The sequence below is a fragment of the Aeromonas oralensis genome, from assembly GCF_049665575.1.
Taxonomy (GTDB): domain Bacteria; phylum Pseudomonadota; class Gammaproteobacteria; order Enterobacterales; family Aeromonadaceae; genus Aeromonas; species Aeromonas hydrophila.
The window spans coordinates 3,855,054-3,870,779 of sequence record NZ_CP187186.1; the positions used below are offsets into that span (position 1 = coordinate 3,855,054).

The 15,726-nt window shown below is 64.8% G+C and carries 12 protein-coding genes and 4 pseudogenes; 6 read left to right on the forward strand and 10 right to left on the reverse strand.

Translation table 11 applies throughout. The features are described from left to right. Positions 1–151 precede the first annotated feature (151 nt). From ACPDZI_RS17855 to ACPDZI_RS17890, 8 genes and pseudogenes are all read right to left on the reverse strand, one after another. On the reverse strand, positions 152–622 hold the full coding sequence (locus ACPDZI_RS17855) for a YhcH/YjgK/YiaL family protein (RefSeq protein ID WP_207137334.1): 471 nt from the start codon (positions 620–622) through the stop codon (positions 152–154). Positions 623–932: 310 nt separating this feature from the next. Next, positions 933–2,039 carry a 1-acyl-sn-glycerol-3-phosphate acyltransferase gene (locus tag ACPDZI_RS17860; RefSeq protein ID WP_060390729.1) on the reverse strand — a complete coding sequence of 369 codons (1,107 nt, stop codon included), beginning with the start codon at positions 2,037–2,039 and terminating at the stop codon, positions 933–935. Between the two features lie 160 nt (positions 2,040–2,199). Then, a pseudogene (locus tag ACPDZI_RS17865) lies at positions 2,200–2,606 on the reverse strand (multicopper oxidase domain-containing protein); the annotation flags it as partial. A 93-nt stretch (positions 2,607–2,699) separates the two neighbouring features. Further along, a pseudogene (locus tag ACPDZI_RS17870) lies at positions 2,700–2,771 on the reverse strand (twin-arginine translocation signal domain-containing protein); the annotation flags it as partial. 126 nt (positions 2,772–2,897) lie between these two features. Beyond that, positions 2,898–3,029: a hypothetical protein gene (locus ACPDZI_RS17875; RefSeq protein ID WP_438833570.1), complete on the reverse strand. Its 132-nt coding sequence runs from the start codon at positions 3,027–3,029 to the stop codon at positions 2,898–2,900. Next, entirely contained in the window at positions 3,026–3,718 is a 693-nt protein-coding gene (locus ACPDZI_RS17880; RefSeq protein WP_438833571.1) for an aspartate/glutamate racemase family protein, read from the reverse strand. The genes ACPDZI_RS17875 and ACPDZI_RS17880 overlap by 4 nt, the downstream gene beginning before the upstream one ends. 169 nt (positions 3,719–3,887) lie before the next feature. Beyond that, on the reverse strand, positions 3,888–4,478 hold the full coding sequence (locus tag ACPDZI_RS17885) for a LysE family translocator (RefSeq protein ID WP_017411093.1): 591 nt from the start codon (positions 4,476–4,478) through the stop codon (positions 3,888–3,890). Between the two features lie 123 nt (positions 4,479–4,601). Beyond that, positions 4,602–5,198: a LysE family translocator gene (locus ACPDZI_RS17890; protein ID WP_101150580.1), complete on the reverse strand. Its 597-nt coding sequence runs from the start codon at positions 5,196–5,198 to the stop codon at positions 4,602–4,604. A 117-nt stretch (positions 5,199–5,315) separates the two neighbouring features. Between ACPDZI_RS17890 and ACPDZI_RS17895 the strand changes: the two genes are divergently transcribed. From ACPDZI_RS17895 to ACPDZI_RS17915, 5 genes are all read left to right on the forward strand, one after another. Beyond that, complete coding sequence (locus ACPDZI_RS17895) at positions 5,316–6,692, forward strand: PLP-dependent aminotransferase family protein (protein ID WP_438833572.1); 1,377 nt, start codon at positions 5,316–5,318, stop codon at positions 6,690–6,692. A gap of 42 nt (positions 6,693–6,734) precedes the next feature. Then, a complete protein-coding gene (locus tag ACPDZI_RS17900; RefSeq protein WP_438833573.1) occupies positions 6,735–7,199 on the forward strand; it encodes a hypothetical protein in 465 nt (154 codons plus the stop codon). A 93-nt stretch (positions 7,200–7,292) separates the two neighbouring features. Further along, positions 7,293–9,338, forward strand: a complete 2,046-nt coding sequence (locus ACPDZI_RS17905) for a hypothetical protein (RefSeq protein WP_438833574.1) — start codon at positions 7,293–7,295, stop codon at positions 9,336–9,338. Continuing rightward, a complete protein-coding gene (locus ACPDZI_RS17910) occupies positions 9,308–10,093 on the forward strand; it encodes a DUF3142 domain-containing protein (RefSeq protein ID WP_438833575.1) in 786 nt (261 codons plus the stop codon). Before ACPDZI_RS17905 ends, ACPDZI_RS17910 begins: the two co-directional genes overlap by 31 nt. A gap of 55 nt (positions 10,094–10,148) precedes the next feature. Then, positions 10,149–11,780, forward strand: coding sequence for a hypothetical protein (locus tag ACPDZI_RS17915; RefSeq protein WP_263681090.1), 1,632 nt, complete (start codon positions 10,149–10,151; stop codon positions 11,778–11,780). A 23-nt stretch (positions 11,781–11,803) separates the two neighbouring features. Here the strand turns inward: ACPDZI_RS17915 and ACPDZI_RS17920 are convergent, their stop codons facing one another. After that, positions 11,804–13,117, reverse strand: a complete 1,314-nt coding sequence (locus tag ACPDZI_RS17920) for a sodium-dependent transporter (RefSeq protein WP_194759212.1) — start codon at positions 13,115–13,117, stop codon at positions 11,804–11,806. A 451-nt stretch (positions 13,118–13,568) separates the two neighbouring features. Here ACPDZI_RS17920 and ACPDZI_RS17925 point away from each other — a divergent pair. Next, positions 13,569–14,284 (forward strand): annotated as a pseudogene (locus tag ACPDZI_RS17925) (substrate-binding periplasmic protein). Here the strand turns inward: ACPDZI_RS17925 and ACPDZI_RS17930 are convergent. Continuing rightward, positions 14,285–15,597 (reverse strand): annotated as a pseudogene (locus tag ACPDZI_RS17930) (sodium-dependent transporter). Positions 15,598–15,726: the final 129 nt, after the last annotated feature.

The following is a 15,726-nucleotide window of genomic DNA, read 5'->3' on the forward strand; positions in this document are numbered from 1 at the left end:
GCTTTATGCCGACAGTGTCGTGTCATCCAAAGTGGATGGGATTCCCCTGCCGGGGGCTTATGGTCGCAGGAAAGTGCGCCCAATTTTTCAATATGTTAAGTGCAAATCCGGATCATTCCGGGCACTCGTCTCAGCCAGGCTGCGCCAGCGGTCACAGGCCGGCCAGCAGATCCCGGTGCACCTTGACCACCAGCTTCTTCACCTGAGCCGGCTGGTTGGGGGTACAGAGGGGGCGATGCAGTTCTCCCGGCCAGAAGATGGCGAAGTCGCCGGGCTGCAACGCCAGATAACTGGTCTGTTCGTCCTCGACGAACCAGAGGTCGGGATGGGGATGATCGGCGCCTTCGGCAACATAGCCATGGGGCCCGACCCCGATCCACTCTTCGCCACGCAGCAGCAGCTGGATGTCCAGATACTGCTGATGGAACTCGCCACGGCGATCCGCGGCCGGCTCGGTCAGCTCTTCGCTCACCAGGCAGAACAGCGTGAGGCCGTCGATATCCTGCTTGCCGAGCGGCGCCTGCAGCCACTGTTCGACGCTTTGCACCACCTCGACCATGATGCGGTCCAGCGGGGCGGGCAGCGGCGTGCGCTGCAGGGTGTTCAGACTGCCGGTGATCATGGCGCTTCCTTAGGTGTATTCAGGCGACATCTTAGCCGCAAAATGAAAAAGGACCCTGTTGAGGTCCTTGTGTCACACCGCCTGCAATCCGTGCAGACAGAGATAGAGCATTTGCTCGTATCAAGCGGGATGGGTGCACTGTTACACACTCATCCGCGGCTTGCCAAGAGGCGCAAGCGCGTTCGCCCAGTGATCGTACCAGCTGAAACAATATTATTCACTACTCCAGCACCGTCGACTTTGACCAGACGCAAAAACGGGAGCATCTGCTCCCGTTTTTTTCGCATTACCCGGTGATAACCGGTGCCATTCAAGCCTTGCCGGCGTTCTCCACCGGCTTGGCGTACATGGCGCGCCAGATGGCCTTGTGCTCTTCCGGCACCTCCGACTGACGGCTCAGGAAGGCAGCCTGCTCGATGGTGTTGGCCTTGCCTGCCACATCGGCAGCCAGGTAGTTGCCCGGGAAGAGGCGGTAGTTGCCCCAGATCGCCTTGTCGATCAGCGCAGCCAGCTCGTCCGGATCGCTGAAACCCTCGGTGATGGGGGCACCGAAGGAGACATGAACCCGCCCCTTCTGGCCGACGATGCCGGCGACGATGCTCTCGATGTCTTCGAACTCGCCCTTCTCGTAGCTGCCGTTGACCGACTTCTCGTACAGCTCGCGCGCCTTGGCCTTGTCGGTGGGGTCCAGCTCGTAGCTGATGCTGACCGGCACGATATTGAGGCTGCGCATGTAGTCGACGAACTCGATCTTCTGCTTCTTGCCGTCCACGTAGAACATCTTGAGGATGGCCGGATCTGTCTTGTCATCGCCGTTCTTGGCGCGCCCTTCCTTCTGGGCGATCCAGATGGAGTGGCCTTCGTGCACCGACTGGCCGATGTAGGCCGACAGCTCGCCGAGCGCTTTCATCATCTCCCGCGGCCCCTTGGCGGAGCGCTTGACGATGAAGCTCTTGTTGAGCTTCATCAGCTCGGTGGCGCAGGGTTTGCGCAGCAGGTTGTCGCCGATGGCAATGCGCACGGTATCGAAACCATGGGTGTGCAGCCCCCAGTTGACGAACGCCGGATCCATGGCGATGTCCCTGTGGTTGGAGACGAACAGGTAGCCCTGCTCCTTCTTCAGATGCTCGAGTCCGGAGAAGGTCACCCCCTGGGTGGAGGTGGCGATCATCCGGCTCATGTAGCGGGTCACCCCCATCTGCACCTGATGGATGGTGGTCACCTTGGACCACTTGTAGCGCAGGAACTGGCGGATCAGCGGGCGGATGGCCCAGCCCAGCCAGCTCATCAGGGAGCCGAAACGATACTTGGCGATGGCGCCGACAAATTCATCATCCCGGATCAGCCGTTCGATGGCTGCCGGCACTTCCTCATCGCGGTAGGGGCGAATGTCCGCGAATCTATCTACTTCAGTCACAGTGTCAGCCTTGCAGGTAAGGAGTCGCGGCCAGCGCGCGCTGGCCGGAAAATTCAGGGCGCAATTTTACACGCTTTTATGCCGAGGGGTATGTGGCGTGCATAGATAGTGAGATCTGACCAGTGAAATGAACAAATGGCCCCGTTCGGGCCATTCTTTTTTACTCTTCCACCGTGAACGAGAGCATCATGCCGGTATCCTCGTGCTCCAGCAGATGGCAGTGGGCCATGTAGGCCCGCTCCTTGGGCGCCGTGTGATCGAAACGCACCAGCACCTCGCTGCGCCCCCCTCCACCTTGACGATGTCCTTCCAGCCGGCGCGATGGGGGGCCACCGGCTGGCCGTTCTCGCTCAGGATCCGGAAGCGGGTGCCGTGAATATGGAAGGGGTGCAGCATCATGTCCCCCTGCCCCGAGATGATCCAGCGCTCGGTACGGCCGCGCTTGACCGCAAACTGCGGGTCGTTCATGGCGAAGGCCTGGCCGTTGATGCGGTTGCCGCCGTGCAGATCCAGCGGCTTGGCACTGCCCTTGTCCTCCTGCATCCCGGCCATGGTGTCGTGCTGCATCTGGCCCGGCTGGGCCCTGAGCTGAAACACGCCGCTGGCGTCCGCCTCCAGCAGCGCAGGAATCGGCAGGGCTGGGCGCTCGGCGGCAACCGCTCGCCCCCACCAGGGCAGGGCGCCGGCGATACCGACGGCGGTGGAGAATTTGAGAAAATCGCGACGCTGCATGAGTCGTTCCTCGTTGGCCAAAGCGGAGCTTCAGCCTAAGCAGCAACCCTGCAGCAAGGTCAAGCCCTGCCGAGCCGGCGGCCGGACAATGCCTGGCTTATCCGCTTGCCAGCAGAGCCATGGTCGTCAAGCCAGTACCAGGGTTACCGCCACCTCGGCGTGGATCGCCATGGTTGCGTCGTAGAGCGGCACCGTGGCGCCGGCATTTTCCAACCCACTACCTGCCTCACCTGCTTGCCAGCAGGCCCCTGTCGTCAAGCCAGCGCCAGAGTGACTGCCGCCTCGGCGTGGATGGCGGTGGTATCGTAGAGCGGCACCGCAGCCTCAGCGTCCCCCACCAGCAGGGCTATCTCGGTGCAGCCGAGGATCACCGCCTGGGCACCCGCGTCGGCCAGCGCGGCGATGATGGCCAGATACTCGGCCCGCGATGCGTCGCGAATGTCGCCAAGGCACAGCTCGTCATAGATGATGCGGTGCACCCGCTCCCGCTGCGCCTCGCCGGGCACCAGCACCTCCAGCCCGAATTTGTTCTGCAAGCGCCCCTTGTAGAAATCCTGCTCCATGGTGAAGCGGGTGCCGAGCAGGCCGACCCTTTGGATCCCGTCCGCTTGCAGCTGACGCGCGGTGGCATCGGCGATATGGAGCAGCGGGATGTCGATGGCGGCCTCGATCTCGGGCGCTACCTTGTGCATGGTGTTGGTGCCGATCAGCAGAAAATCGGCGCCGCCGGCCTGGATGGCCCGCGCCTCGGCCGCCAGCAGGCGGGCGGTGGCGGGCCAGTCTCCGATGTGCTGCAACCGTTCTATCTCGGCAAAGTCGACGCTGCTCAGCAGCACCCGCGCCGAGTGCAGGCCGCCCAGCCGCTCGCGCACGCCCCGGTTGAGCGCCTGATAGTAGCTGACGGTGGACTCCCAGCTCATGCCACCCAGCAGACCGATACATTTCATGGGACCTCCTTGTGTAAGCCGATCGTGTGAATCAATCGTGCAAAACGATCGTGTACACCATTGTGCAAATCAACCGGAGGGCGGCGCGCGTCATCGCACCGCCCCGTGAATAAAAAAGGCCCCGCAGGGCCAACAAGACAGCCGGTAAAGGTCCGGGCGCAGGCCCGGACTAAATCCAGATCATCAGCACGCAGGCCGCCGTGGCGACCCCCATGCCGAGATTGAAACGACGCCAGCCTCTGGCGGTGCGAATGAGGCGTCGCACCTGGGCACCGAACAGCACCCAGAAGGCCCCGGTATAGAGGCCGGTCACGAAGAAGATGCCGAGCACCCAGATGGCGGAGGGCCAGTAGGCCTCCCCCGCCAGGGTGAAACCGCTGATGGCGGAGAGCGCCATCATCCACGCCTTGGGGTTGAGCAGCTGCAACATGGCTCCCTGATGGGCCGGGATGAGCGGCCGGTTGCCCTCGGCCGGGCCGCTGGCGGTCGCCACCTTCCAGGCCAGCCAGAGCAGGTAGGCCGAGCCGATGAGCTTGAGCCCGTCGTGCAGCAGCGGCAGCTGCTCGAACATCACCCCCAGCCCCAGCGCCGTGGCCAGGATCATCAGGTTGATCCCCCCCACCACTCCCACCAGCAGGGGCACGCTGCGGCGAAAGCCCTGGGCCGCACCGGCACTGGTGAGCAGCATGTTGTTGGGGCCCGGCGTACCGCAAGTGATGAGGGCAAAGCCCGCCAGGGGAAGCAACCAGTTCAGATCCATCTCAACCTCTTGATGATGCAGGGGCCGACTCGGCGACAAGCCTTCTAATATGCAGAGCCGGTGCCCGTCAGACAAGGCCGCAAATGCACTTTCTTCGCATCTTTATGCGGCCCCTGGCGGCACTCAGTACCAGAGCATCACCACGCAGAGCGCAGTCAGCGCCCCCAGGCTGCCGTTGAGGCGGTGCCAGCCTGTGTCGGTGTTGATCCAGCGACTGAGCTGATGACCGAACAGCACCCAGGCAAAGCAGACTGGCAATCCCGCCATGGGGAAGACGGCCATGATGCCCCACAGACTCGGCCAGTAAGCACTACCCGGCAGACTGAACAGACTGATGGCGGAGATCCCCATCATCCAGGCCTTGGGGTTGAGGAACTGGAAGCCCAGCCCCTCCAGCAGGGTCAGCGGGCGCGAACGTCGTTCCGGATCGCCGGGGGCGCCGGCCACCGCGATGCGCCATGCTAGCCACAACAAATAGAGGCTGCCCAGCACCTGCAAGCTCAGCTTGAGCAGCGGCCAACGCTCGAACAGGGGGTAGAGCCCCAGCGCCAGCACCAGTTGCAGGACCGGTTGTCCCACCACGACACCGATCAGATGGGGCAGGGTGCGGCGCACCCCGAAGTTGGCGCCGGAGGCGGTCAGCATGAGGTTGTTGGGGCCCGGCGTGCCACAGGTGAGCAACGCAAAGCCAAACAGGGTGGCATACCATTCGATCGTCATTTTTGTACTCCTGAACTGCGCACATTGTATCGATACAATGTACCGCTTTTGGTTGTTATAGGGTTCAAATTCACGCTATATTGCCGATACATTTCGATCAATGGATTTATTGTCACCATGACAATCTGGACCCCGGACCTCACCCCCTTCGCCGGCCCCCTCTACCTCAAACTGGTGAAGGCCATCGAGCAGGCCATTCAGGACGGCACCCTGCCGCCCGAGACTCGGCTGCCCACCCACAGGGCGCTGGCGGACAAGCTGGGGGTCACCGTCGGCACTGTCACCCGCGCCTATGGCGAGGCGGAGCGGCGCGGGCTGCTGGCCGCCCGGGTAGGCCACGGCACCTGGGTCAAGGGGGAGCATGAGGATCCGGCCAACGCCTGGGTGATCCGCAAGGAGGAGGGGCACCGCATCGAGTTGTGGCAGAACCTGCCGGTGCAGCTGGATCGGGCCGCCATCATCCGCCCCATGCTGGCGGAAGTGGCGGACGGGGATCTCAATCCCCTGCTTGGCTATCACAAGGAGGCGGGCCAGCCGAACCAGCGCCAGCTCTTTATCGACTGGCTGACCGAACAAGGGGTGGCGGGCAGCGAGGAGTATCTGCTGTTCAGCCACGGCGCCCAGCACGGCATCATGCTATCCCTGCTGGCCACCGGCTGCGTGGGGGAGACCCTGTTCTGCGAAGGGCTTAGCTACCCCGGCATGCTGGGCAACGCCCGTCAGCTGAAGAACCAGGTGGTGGGACTGGCGATGGACGCAGAGGGGCTATTGCCAGACGCGCTGGAGGCGGCCTGCCGTACCCGCCGTGCCAAGCTGCTCTACCTCACCCCCACCCTGCAAAATCCCACCACCGCCACCATGAGCCTGGCGCGGCGCGAGGCCATCGTCGCCATCGCCCATCGCCACGACCTGTTGATCATCGAGGACGACGTCAACGGCCTGCTGCCCCAGCAACCGGTGACGGCGATGGTCAACCTGGCGCCGGAACGAGTCATCTATCTGGGCAGCCTGGCCAAGATCGCCTGTGGCGGCCTGCGGGTTGGCTTCGTGCTGACCCCGCCGGCCCTGCGCGGTGCCTTCGCCCAGGCGATGCGGCTGTCGAGCTGGATGGTGAGCCCGCTGCTCATCGAGCTGGCCTGCAAGCTGGTGAGCCAGCGCCAGATCATGCCTCTTGTAGAGCAGCAGCGGCAGATCCTGGCACGTCGCGGCGAGCTGCTGCGCCATCTGCTGCCGGGGGCCTGCTGGCAGGCGGGCTCCATGCACGCCTGGCTGCCACTGCCGGAGCCCTGGCGCAGCCAGGAGTTCGCCGAGGCCGCCAACGCCCTTGACGTCGGCGTGGCCAGCGGGGAACACTTCGCCGCCGGCCAGTTCGCCGCCCCGCAGGGAGTGCGGCTGAGCCTGAGCCAGCCAGCCACCGACGCCCGCGTCGCCGAGGGGCTGGAGCGGCTCGCCGGCCTGCTGCGCGCCGCGCCGCCCACCAATACCCTGCTATAGTCAGCCCCGGCCCAGCCCATCCGTGCGCTCAAAGGAGAGCCCATGCACCCGACCCGCGCCCCCTTGTTGCTCCTCACCCTGCTGCTGGGGGGCTGCGCCGCCCCCGCTCATCAACAGCTGGGAGCCGCGCTGAGCGGGCTGGAGGGGGAGTTGCAACGGCTGGAGGAGGAGCTGGCGGCCATGAATGGCCTCCACTACCAGAAGGCGATCGATGCCCCCCTCAGCCTGCGCCGCCGGCTGAGCACCCCCGTCCCCACGGCGGAAGGGCTGCTGCCCAGCCGCAGCACGCTGACAGACGGCCCCCTGCTGCGCTACGACTACCGGCTGCCGGCCGGCATGGCCAGCCTGCCCCTCACCGAACCCTGCCTGCGCTACGAATTCGAGCTGCGCCACCTGGGCCGCCTCGGTCAGCTCGCCCTGCACTGGCAGGGGGCGGCGGGCTCGGGGGAGCAACTGATCCAGCAGCTCGACTGCCCCTTTTCGGCCAACGGGCCCGGTCTGCAGTAAGCCCGCTGGCGGCCTACCTGCCCCTATGGTCAGTTGAAAGGGGCGAAGGCATCTTGTAGCGTGCCAGCATCCCGACTCCTGCTGGAAGCGCCCATGAAACTGACTCCCCTGTGGCTGGCCCTGTGCAGCCTGCCCGCCCTGGCCTGCGGCCCGGATGGCTGCGAGACGCCACTCACCCTGCAACTGACCGCCGCCCAGTGCCATCTGAACGGGCTGCCGTTCCTCTCCCCCGACAACGACACCCGCACCAACCTGGCACTGCTGCTGGCCGATGAGCAGGCTTTCTCGCTGCCCAAGGCGCCATTGCCGCTGCCCTTCGCCATCGAGGATCTGCTCAACCCGACCCAAGCCGAGCCGGCCCCCGCCGGGCCGGATCCCCTGCTGGCGCTGGCCGCTGGTCTCGGCATCGAGCAGAGCACCACCCAGGCCGCCCTGGAGCGGGCCGCCGGCTGGAGCGAGGGGCGCTGCATCAGCAACAACCCCGTTTCTGCCGAAGCCTTCCTGCAGGCACTGGTCGACACCCCGGCGCTGGGTGCCGACGAGCGCAGCCAGCTGGCCCGCCAGCGGCTGGCCATGCTGGGCCAGTGCGCCCAGCAAGACGAAACGGCGCCGGAGGCCAAGGCCGCACCGCTGTCGGTCGCCGGCCAGGGCTTTGCCGACTACCTGGCCGCCAGCCAACGCTTCTATCAAGGGGAGTTCGCGCAGGCCGATGTGCTGTTTGCCGCTCTCGCCGGGCAGGATCAGCCCTGGCTGAGAGAGACGGCGGATTACATGCGGATCCGGGTCGCCCTCAACCAGTCCCAGCAAAGCGCCTTCGATGACTGGGGCACCCTGGATCGCAACCAGATTGACCAGGCCGCCGTGCAGCGTGCCGAGCAGTTCATCGCCGACTATCGCAGTCGCTACCCAGAGGGGCGCTATCTCGACTCCGCCAACGGGCTGCTGCGCCGGCTCGCCTGGTTCAAGGGGGACGAGGCGGCGCTGGCCAGCCTGTTCCAGCAGGCGAGCCGCCAGCCGGGCAACCCGGATCTGCTCAACGAGATCGACCTCAAGCTGCTGATGCAGCCCGGTTTCACCGGCTCAGCCGCCATGCCGCAGCTGACCCTGGTGCAGGATCTGCGCCGGCTGCGTTTGCATGAGAGTTGGGACGAGTGGCAACCGCTGCAACCCGGAGAGCTCGCGCAGCAGAACACCCAGTTTGCCAGCAACCCGGCCTGGCTCACCTATCTGCAGCAGGCCGAGCGCTACTATCTCGCCAAGGATTATGCCGCCGTCATCGCCGCAGCTCCCGCCCTCGGCAAGGGGCCACTCGACAACCTGGCCTTCAGCCAGCAGGTGCTCAAGGGCATGGCGCTGGCGGCAAGTCAGGCGCTGCCCGAGGCGGAGCAGCAGTGGCGCGCCCTGCTCGCCAGCCAGCCCACCCCCTTGCAGGATCAGTTGTTGCAACTGGCGCTGGCCATGACCCTGGAGCGGGCCGGCCGACTGGAGCAGGTGTTCGCCAAGGAGAGCCCCATCCAGAGCGATCACTACCGCATTCCCCTGCTGGAGTACGTGGCGCCGGCCCCGCTGCTGCGCCGCATGGTGCAGGATGAGCAGGCCTCCGACACCCTGCGCCAGCGCGCCGGCCACACCCTGCGCTACAAGCAGCTGACCCACGGCGACTACCGGGGCTTCCTGCAGGATCTGGCGCTGGCTCCGCTGGCCGCTCCGTTCGACTGGCAAGGGAGCCAGGAGTATCAGTGCCCGGCACTCACCGCGGTGGTCACCACCCTGGCGGACAACCCCAAATCCCCCAAGGCGCTCAACTGCCTCGGCGAGTTTTTCCTGAGCCAGGGGCTGGACTGGGATCCGCTCCTGCAGCGGCCGGGCGTCGACACCCTGGCGGGCAGCCGGGATCTGTTTGCCGGCCAGCAGCGCAGCCGGCTCGACTGGTATCAACAGGTGATCGCCAACCCCAAGGCTGCCAAGGAGGAGAAGGCCTACGCCCTCTACCGCGCCATCAACTGTTACGCCCCGAGCGGCAACAACAGCTGCGGCAGCCAAGAGCTCCCCCTTAGCCAGCGCAAGGGCTGGTTCAATACCCTCAAACGCCAGTACGGAACGAGCCAGTGGGCCAAGCAGCTCAAATATTACTGGTGATGCTGGCGCTGTTGGGCGCCGAGGCCAGCGCCGCCGTCGAGGCGAGCCACTACCGCCAGTTCTGGCTGTGGGCCGGGGTCAAGCCCCAGCCGGTGCTGCAGCAGGCCGAGCGGCTCTATCTGCATCAGGGGGAGATAGGCCCGCTCGATGCGCGCCAGCCCGTGCGCTTTCAGGGGCAGGGCATAGCGCCGAGCAAACTGCCGGTAAAGGAGCTCTGGCTCGCCTATCGGGTGGAGCGGCTCGACTGGGATGAGGCCCTGCTCAAGAGCCTGACCAACCAGCTGGCGGCCTGGCAGCGCAAAGGCAATGAGGTGCGCGGCGTCCAGATCGATTTTGATGCCCGCACCCACCGGCTGGCCGACTATGGCGACTTCCTGCGCAAACTGCGCAGCCAGCTGCCCGCCGGCTGCGCCATCAGCATCACCGGCCTGCTGGACTGGACCCGCACCGGCGACGTCGCCACACTAAACGCCCTTGCCGGCATGGTCGACGAGCTGGTGGTACAGACCTATCGCGGCCGCCGCACAGAGCCGGGCTACGCGCGCTACCTGCAGACGCTGACGCGGCTGACCCTGCCCTTCAAGGTGGGGCTGGTACAGGGAGGCGAATGGGATCAAACGTGGGAAAGCAGGCTGGCCGACTCGGCGGCCTATGGCGGCGTGGTGGTGTTTCTTGTCAACCCGGCAAGATTAACAAACGCGCAGAGCAGGCAGACCGGTGTACACTTCTCAAGAGAGGAAAAAAGCCCTCTTTGAATCCTTTTGGGTATCATACTTGTCCCTAGCCTGAACCAGCCAAGGAGCACCAAGGATGCAGATCCTCCTGATCGAAGACGACACCATGCTCAGCATGGCGCTCTGCCAGGGGCTCAGCCAGCAGGATATAGCGTCCTCCCAGCTGACCCACTGCAAGGAGATTGCAAGCCTGCCCACCCTGCTGCGCCAGCAACCGTTCGATGCGATCATATGCCGCCAGAATCATCATCAAGGCCAGGAAGGGATACGCATGCTGCAGGAGGCCCACTACCTGGGCCTGCTTGAGCCGGGCTGCGTGCTGCTGTTGCTCGATGCAGATCTCGACTTACAACAATATCCTCCCTCGGATCTCTACTTTCCGCTGCAACTGGCCATCCCCTTCACTGCGGATCAACTGACTGCCATCTTGCGTGAGCTGGTGCTGCTGACCGGGCTGACCCGGGCCCTGCCCGCCCCGATGCGGCTCAGGGAGTGGCAGGTAAGCTGCGCCCTGTGCGAGGATCTGCTCTATCAACAGCAGAAGTACCGGGAGCTGGGGCCGCTGCTGGACAGGATCAAGGGTTACATGCTGCTGCAACAGCAGAATTACTTCCACGCCGCCCAGCACTACGCGGTCTGCACCACGGAACACGACGCCTGGTGGCCGCGCAAGGGACTGATCCACGCCCTGCTGGGTCTTGGCAAGCTGGAGAGTGCCCGCAAGGATCTGGCCCGCAACCGGGAACGACTGCCACCAGCCCTGCAACTGGAGCTGGCGCTGGCCTGTCTGCTGCACGAGCGGCAATGGGAAGGGGCCTGGGACGTGCTCAACCAGCTGCTGCAACGGCAAGCCTGGCTGCCGGAGTGGCGCCAGGCAGCCATCCTGCTGGCGCTGCTGCTCAAGGATGAGGGCAAGGCGCTGGAGCAGGCCAACGCCCTCAGCCTGCGCTTTTTCTCCGGCCACAAGTTCCGGGTATCCATCGATAACTTCATCCTCAATGCCAGTCTGGCGGTGCTCTGGCACTACCCGAGTGCCGCCCGGATCAGCGCCCTGCAGCAGGAGCATCGCTACCTCAGCCAGGCCGTCACCCTGCTAGCTCACGAGGAGGCCCTGCTCAGAGCGCTGATGCTGAGCCTGGACTACCGCTTCGACGAGGCCCTGTTGCTGCTCGCCAAACACCCGCCAGAAACGGCGCGGGACAACCACCTCAACCAGCTGCTCGGTTTTGCCGTCAGCCAGTTCTGCGGCCTGCCCCACCACGCCCAACGCTACCTGAGCCAGCTCAGCCAGTATCAGGCCAGAGTCGCCCCGGCCCCGCAGATCCAGCAGCTGTTCAAGCAGGTCGTCAGTGACTTCATGAAACAGCTGGAGCGGCGCGAGCTCAGACTGACCTATCTGCGTCAGGAGCGGCAGCGGGCCAGCGCGGCGGGCCAGCACCAGCTGGCCGTGCAGTATGCATTGACCCTGCAGGAGGAGTTCCCGGCCCTGCCGGGTGATGCCTGGCAACTGCTGGAGCTGCTGCAACTATGCTGGCCGGCCGGCATGGCCGCCCCCAGGGTGGCACTGCTGGTGGATCGGCTGGAGCGGCGTCTCAACCACAGCGCCTCTTTCATGGAGCATCACGCCGAGGAGTACCGCAAGACGCTGCAGCAGATCCGCACCCATCTCACCCCCAAGCTGCCCCCCACCCCGCACGGTCAAACCTGACCCGGCCCTCTGGGCCGGACGGCTTACAACAGCCCGCGCACCAGGATGCCGGCGATCAGCAGCGGGGCCACCAGCCGCCAGCACCAGAGCAGGCAGCCGCGCAGCAGCGGCGACAGACCGGCGGGCAACACGGACTCACCCAGTCGCCAGCCCAGCAGCAGGGTCAGCACCAGGCCGAACAGCGGCATCATCAGGTTGGAGGTGAGGTAGTCCAGCAGATCGAAAATGGTCTTGCCGAACAGGGTCAGCTCGCTCCAGGGGCCGAACGACAGGCTGACCGGAATGCCGGACGCCATGATCAGCAGGGTCAGCACCCGGCAGGCACCACGGCGCGACCAGCCCCACTCCTCGGTAGTGAAGCGCACCAGGTGCTCGAGCATGGATATGGAGGAGGAGAGCGCCGCCACCAAGAGCAGCAGGAAGAACACCACCGCCAGCCCCTGGCCGAACGGCAGATGGTTGAACACCGCCGGCATGGTCATAAAGGTGAGGCCTGGTCCTGCGGTGGGATCGATGCCGGTGGAGGCGAGCACCGGGAAGATCATCAGCCCCGCCAGCACCGAGATGAGGCTCGCCAGCGTCACCACCCAGACGCCGGAGCGCAGCACGCCGTCACTGTTCGGCAGGTAGGCGCCGTAGGTGGTGTGTACCCCCAGGCCAATGGAGAGGGAGAAGAAGGCAAGCCCGAGGGCATCCAGCACGCCCTGGCCGGTCAGCATGGAGAAGTCCGGCAGCAGGAACTGGCGCACCCCGGCCATGGCGCCGGGCATGGAGAGGCCAGTCACCACCAGCAGCAGCATCATTACGAACAGGGCAGGCATCATCCAGCGCAGCGCCCGCTCCACCCCCTTCTGCAGGCCGCCCTGCACGAACCACCAGGTGAGGCCGGCAAACACCAGATGGGTCAGCACCGGCCACCAGGGGTGGCTGACATAGCCGTTGAACAAGGCGGTCAGCGCCGTACCCTCGCTCAGGTTGAGCTGCCCGCTCACCGCCAGCGCCGCGTAGCCCACGGTCCAGCCGCCCACCACGCTGTAGAAGCTGTAGATGAAGAAGCCGCACAGGATCCCCATGTACCCCATCCAGCGCCAGTTTGGCCCCGCCAGCTTGTGGAAGGCACCGAGCACCCCGCGCTGGCTGCGGCTGCCAAGCAGGGTCTCACCCACCAGCACTGCCACCCCCAGGGTGAAGCTGAACAGCAGAAACATCAGCAGGAAGGCACCGCCGCCATTGGTGGCCGTCACATAGGGAAATTTCCAGATGGCGCCAAGGCCGATCGCTGAACCGGCGGCTGCCAGCACATGACCGATACGGGAAGACCACTGAACCTGGCTCATACAACCTCCGGGCAAGACAACATTCGATACTCCATGGATAACCGCGCTGGGCGGGGCAACAAAAAAGGCCGCCTGGTGGCGACCTTTGCAATGAACATTCAGACAAGCTGCGCGTGCAAGGTCACCTCTCTTGCGAGCTAAAAAATCGACCGAACAGGGCAACGCGACGTGACATGAATAATCTGATCTGAATGCTGAAAAGGGATCACAGCCTAAACCATGGAAAGAAAAATTGACACAACATGACCAAACTTTTTTTCATGCGGCCAAAAAAATCTTGTTTTCATGCGGCCGGCGTCAAAAATCAACGCCGCAGCCTCCCCGCCCACGGCCTTGAACGATAATAGTCTTAGCTTGGGCAGCCCAGATGCAACCATATGTAGCTGGCCCGCCCTGCCACTCCCTTGCGCAACATGGATGTACCGACGTGACGCACCTGCCCGGATACTGGATGAAATGGCTGCTGCCCTGGCTACTGTTGCCCGGCCTGGCGCAGGCCACGCAACCCCCGCTGACCCTGCTCAGCCACGAACTGCCCCCTTTACCCACACCAGTAACGGCAAGCTCGGTGGGCTAGCGGTGCAAATGGTGCAGGAGGCCCAGCAGGAGATGGGGGTCGACTACCCCATCAAGATCTACCCCCTCAAGCGGGCGCTGGCGCTGACCCGGGTCGAGCCCGGCTTCGCCCTGTTCGTCATTCTGCGCACGCCCCAGCGGGAGCCCCAGTTCAAGTGGGTAGGGCCGCTGTTTCTGAACCGGGTGGTGACCTACCAAACCAGGGGCAGCCAGCCGCTGACCGATCTGGCCCAACTGCGCCAGCTGGCGCGGGTCGGCGTGCTGCTCGGCAACGCCGATGACGAGCTGCTCACCCGCGAGGGCTACACCAACCTGGTGCGCTGCCAGACCATCGAAGACGCCATCGAACGACTGGTGCTCGGCAAGATAGACGCCTTCCCCATGGGGGAGCAGATCATGCCGGCCATCCTGGCCAAGATGAAGTTCTCCCCCCGCAGCGTGGTGAACTCCGGGCTGCTGCTGCAGGAGAACTGGCTCTACATCGTCTTCTCGAAGAGCGAAGATGACGCAGTGATCGCCCGCTGGCAGGCGGCCATCGACAAGGTCAGAGACCGTCACCAGCAGGCGCAGCAGCCCATCCGCCAACCCTGATTACACCAGCCCGCGCACCAGGATGCCGCCGATCAGCAGCGGCGCCAGCCAGCGCCAGCAACCCATCACCAGAGTACGCCAGTGCAGCGCCAGCCCGGCGGGCAACGCCTGGCGACCCAGTTTCCAACCCAGCAGCAGGGTGAGCGCCAACCCGAACATGGGCATCATCAGGTTGGAGGTGACGAAATCGAGCAGCTCGAAGATGTTCTTGCCAAACAGGGTCACCTGGGCCCAGGGTCCGAACGACAGGCTGACTGGAATCCCCCCGCCATCACCAGTGCGGTGATGAGGCCGCAAGCGGCCCGCCGTGACCAGCCCAAGCCTTCGCTGACGAAGCACTGCAGGTGTTCCAGCAGCGAGATGGCCGATGACAGCGCCGCCACCACCAGCAAGGCGAAGAACACCACCGCCAGCCCCTGGCCGAACGGCAACTGCTGGAACACCGCCGGCATGGTCATAAAGGTGAGACCCGGGCCGGAGGCAGGATCGATGCCGGTCGCTGCCAGCACCGGGAAGATCATCAAACCCGCCAGCACGGCGATGAGGCTTGCCAGCAGCACCACCCAGAGGCTGGAGCGGCCGACCCCGTCACTGGAGGGCAGGTAGGCGCCATAGGTGGTGTGAATGCCAAGGCCGATGGAGAGGGAGAAGAAGGCCAGCCCCATGGCGTCGAGCACGCCGGACATGCCGAGCTTGCTGAAGTCCGGCATCAGGAAGTGGCGTACCCCGGCCATGGCGTTGGGCAAGGTAAGGCCGAAGGCCACCAGCATCAGGATCATGATGAACAGGGCCGGCATCATCCAGCGCAGGGTGCGCTCCACCCCCTTCTGCACGCCACCCTGCACGAACCACCAGGTGAGCCCGGCAAACAGCAGGTGGGTCAGCACCGGCCAGAGCGGGTCACCCACATAGTCGTTGAAACGGGCGGTGAGGGCCGCACCGTCGCCGTGCTGCAGACTGCCCGCCAGTGCCATGCCGGTGTAGCCCAGGGTCCAGCCACCCACCACGCTGTAGAAGCTGTAGATGAGCAGGCTGCTGAGCAGCCCCATGGCGCCGACCCAGCGCCAGCGCTTGCCCATCAGTTCACCGAAGGCCCCCACCACCCCGCGCCGGCTCAGACTGCCGAGCAAGGTCTCCCCCATCAGCACCGCCACCCCCAGGGTGAAGCTGAACAACAGAAACACCAGCAGGAAGGCGCCACCGCCGTTGGCAGCCGTCACATAGGGGAACTTCCAGATAGCGCCGAGACCGACTGCGGAACCGGCGGCGGCCAGGATATAACCGAGCCGCGATGACCATTGGGACTGCTTCATAAGAACTCCAACCGTGGGGCCCGCCACAAGGGGCCCAGAATGACGCTCAGAGTACGGGGGGGGCTGCGCAATCACAACGCCGCTTATCTGGATAAAACATGCATTATTGGCATCATTGACCAATTAAAT

Excerpts from the sequence above, each read along its gene's own strand:
- ACPDZI_RS17880 (WP_438833571.1), bottom strand. The coding sequence starts at position 3,718 with ATGAAATGTATCGGTCTGCTGGGTGGCATGAGCTGGGAGTCCACCGTC.
- ACPDZI_RS17905 (WP_438833574.1), top strand. The coding sequence starts at position 7,293 with ATGAAACTGACTCCCCTGTGGCTGGCCCTGTGCAGCCTGCCCGCCCTG.
- ACPDZI_RS17890 (WP_101150580.1), bottom strand. The coding sequence starts at position 5,198 with ATGACGATCGAATGGTATGCCACCCTGTTTGGCTTTGCGTTGCTCACC.
- ACPDZI_RS17920 (WP_194759212.1), bottom strand. The coding sequence starts at position 13,117 with ATGAGCCAGGTTCAGTGGTCTTCCCGTATCGGTCATGTGCTGGCAGCC.
- ACPDZI_RS17900 (WP_438833573.1), top strand. The coding sequence starts at position 6,735 with ATGCACCCGACCCGCGCCCCCTTGTTGCTCCTCACCCTGCTGCTGGGG.
- ACPDZI_RS17895 (WP_438833572.1), top strand. The coding sequence starts at position 5,316 with ATGACAATCTGGACCCCGGACCTCACCCCCTTCGCCGGCCCCCTCTAC.
- ACPDZI_RS17915 (WP_263681090.1), top strand. The coding sequence starts at position 10,149 with ATGCAGATCCTCCTGATCGAAGACGACACCATGCTCAGCATGGCGCTC.
- ACPDZI_RS17885 (WP_017411093.1), bottom strand. The coding sequence starts at position 4,478 with ATGGATCTGAACTGGTTGCTTCCCCTGGCGGGCTTTGCCCTCATCACT.
- ACPDZI_RS17855 (WP_207137334.1), bottom strand. The coding sequence starts at position 622 with ATGATCACCGGCAGTCTGAACACCCTGCAGCGCACGCCGCTGCCCGCC.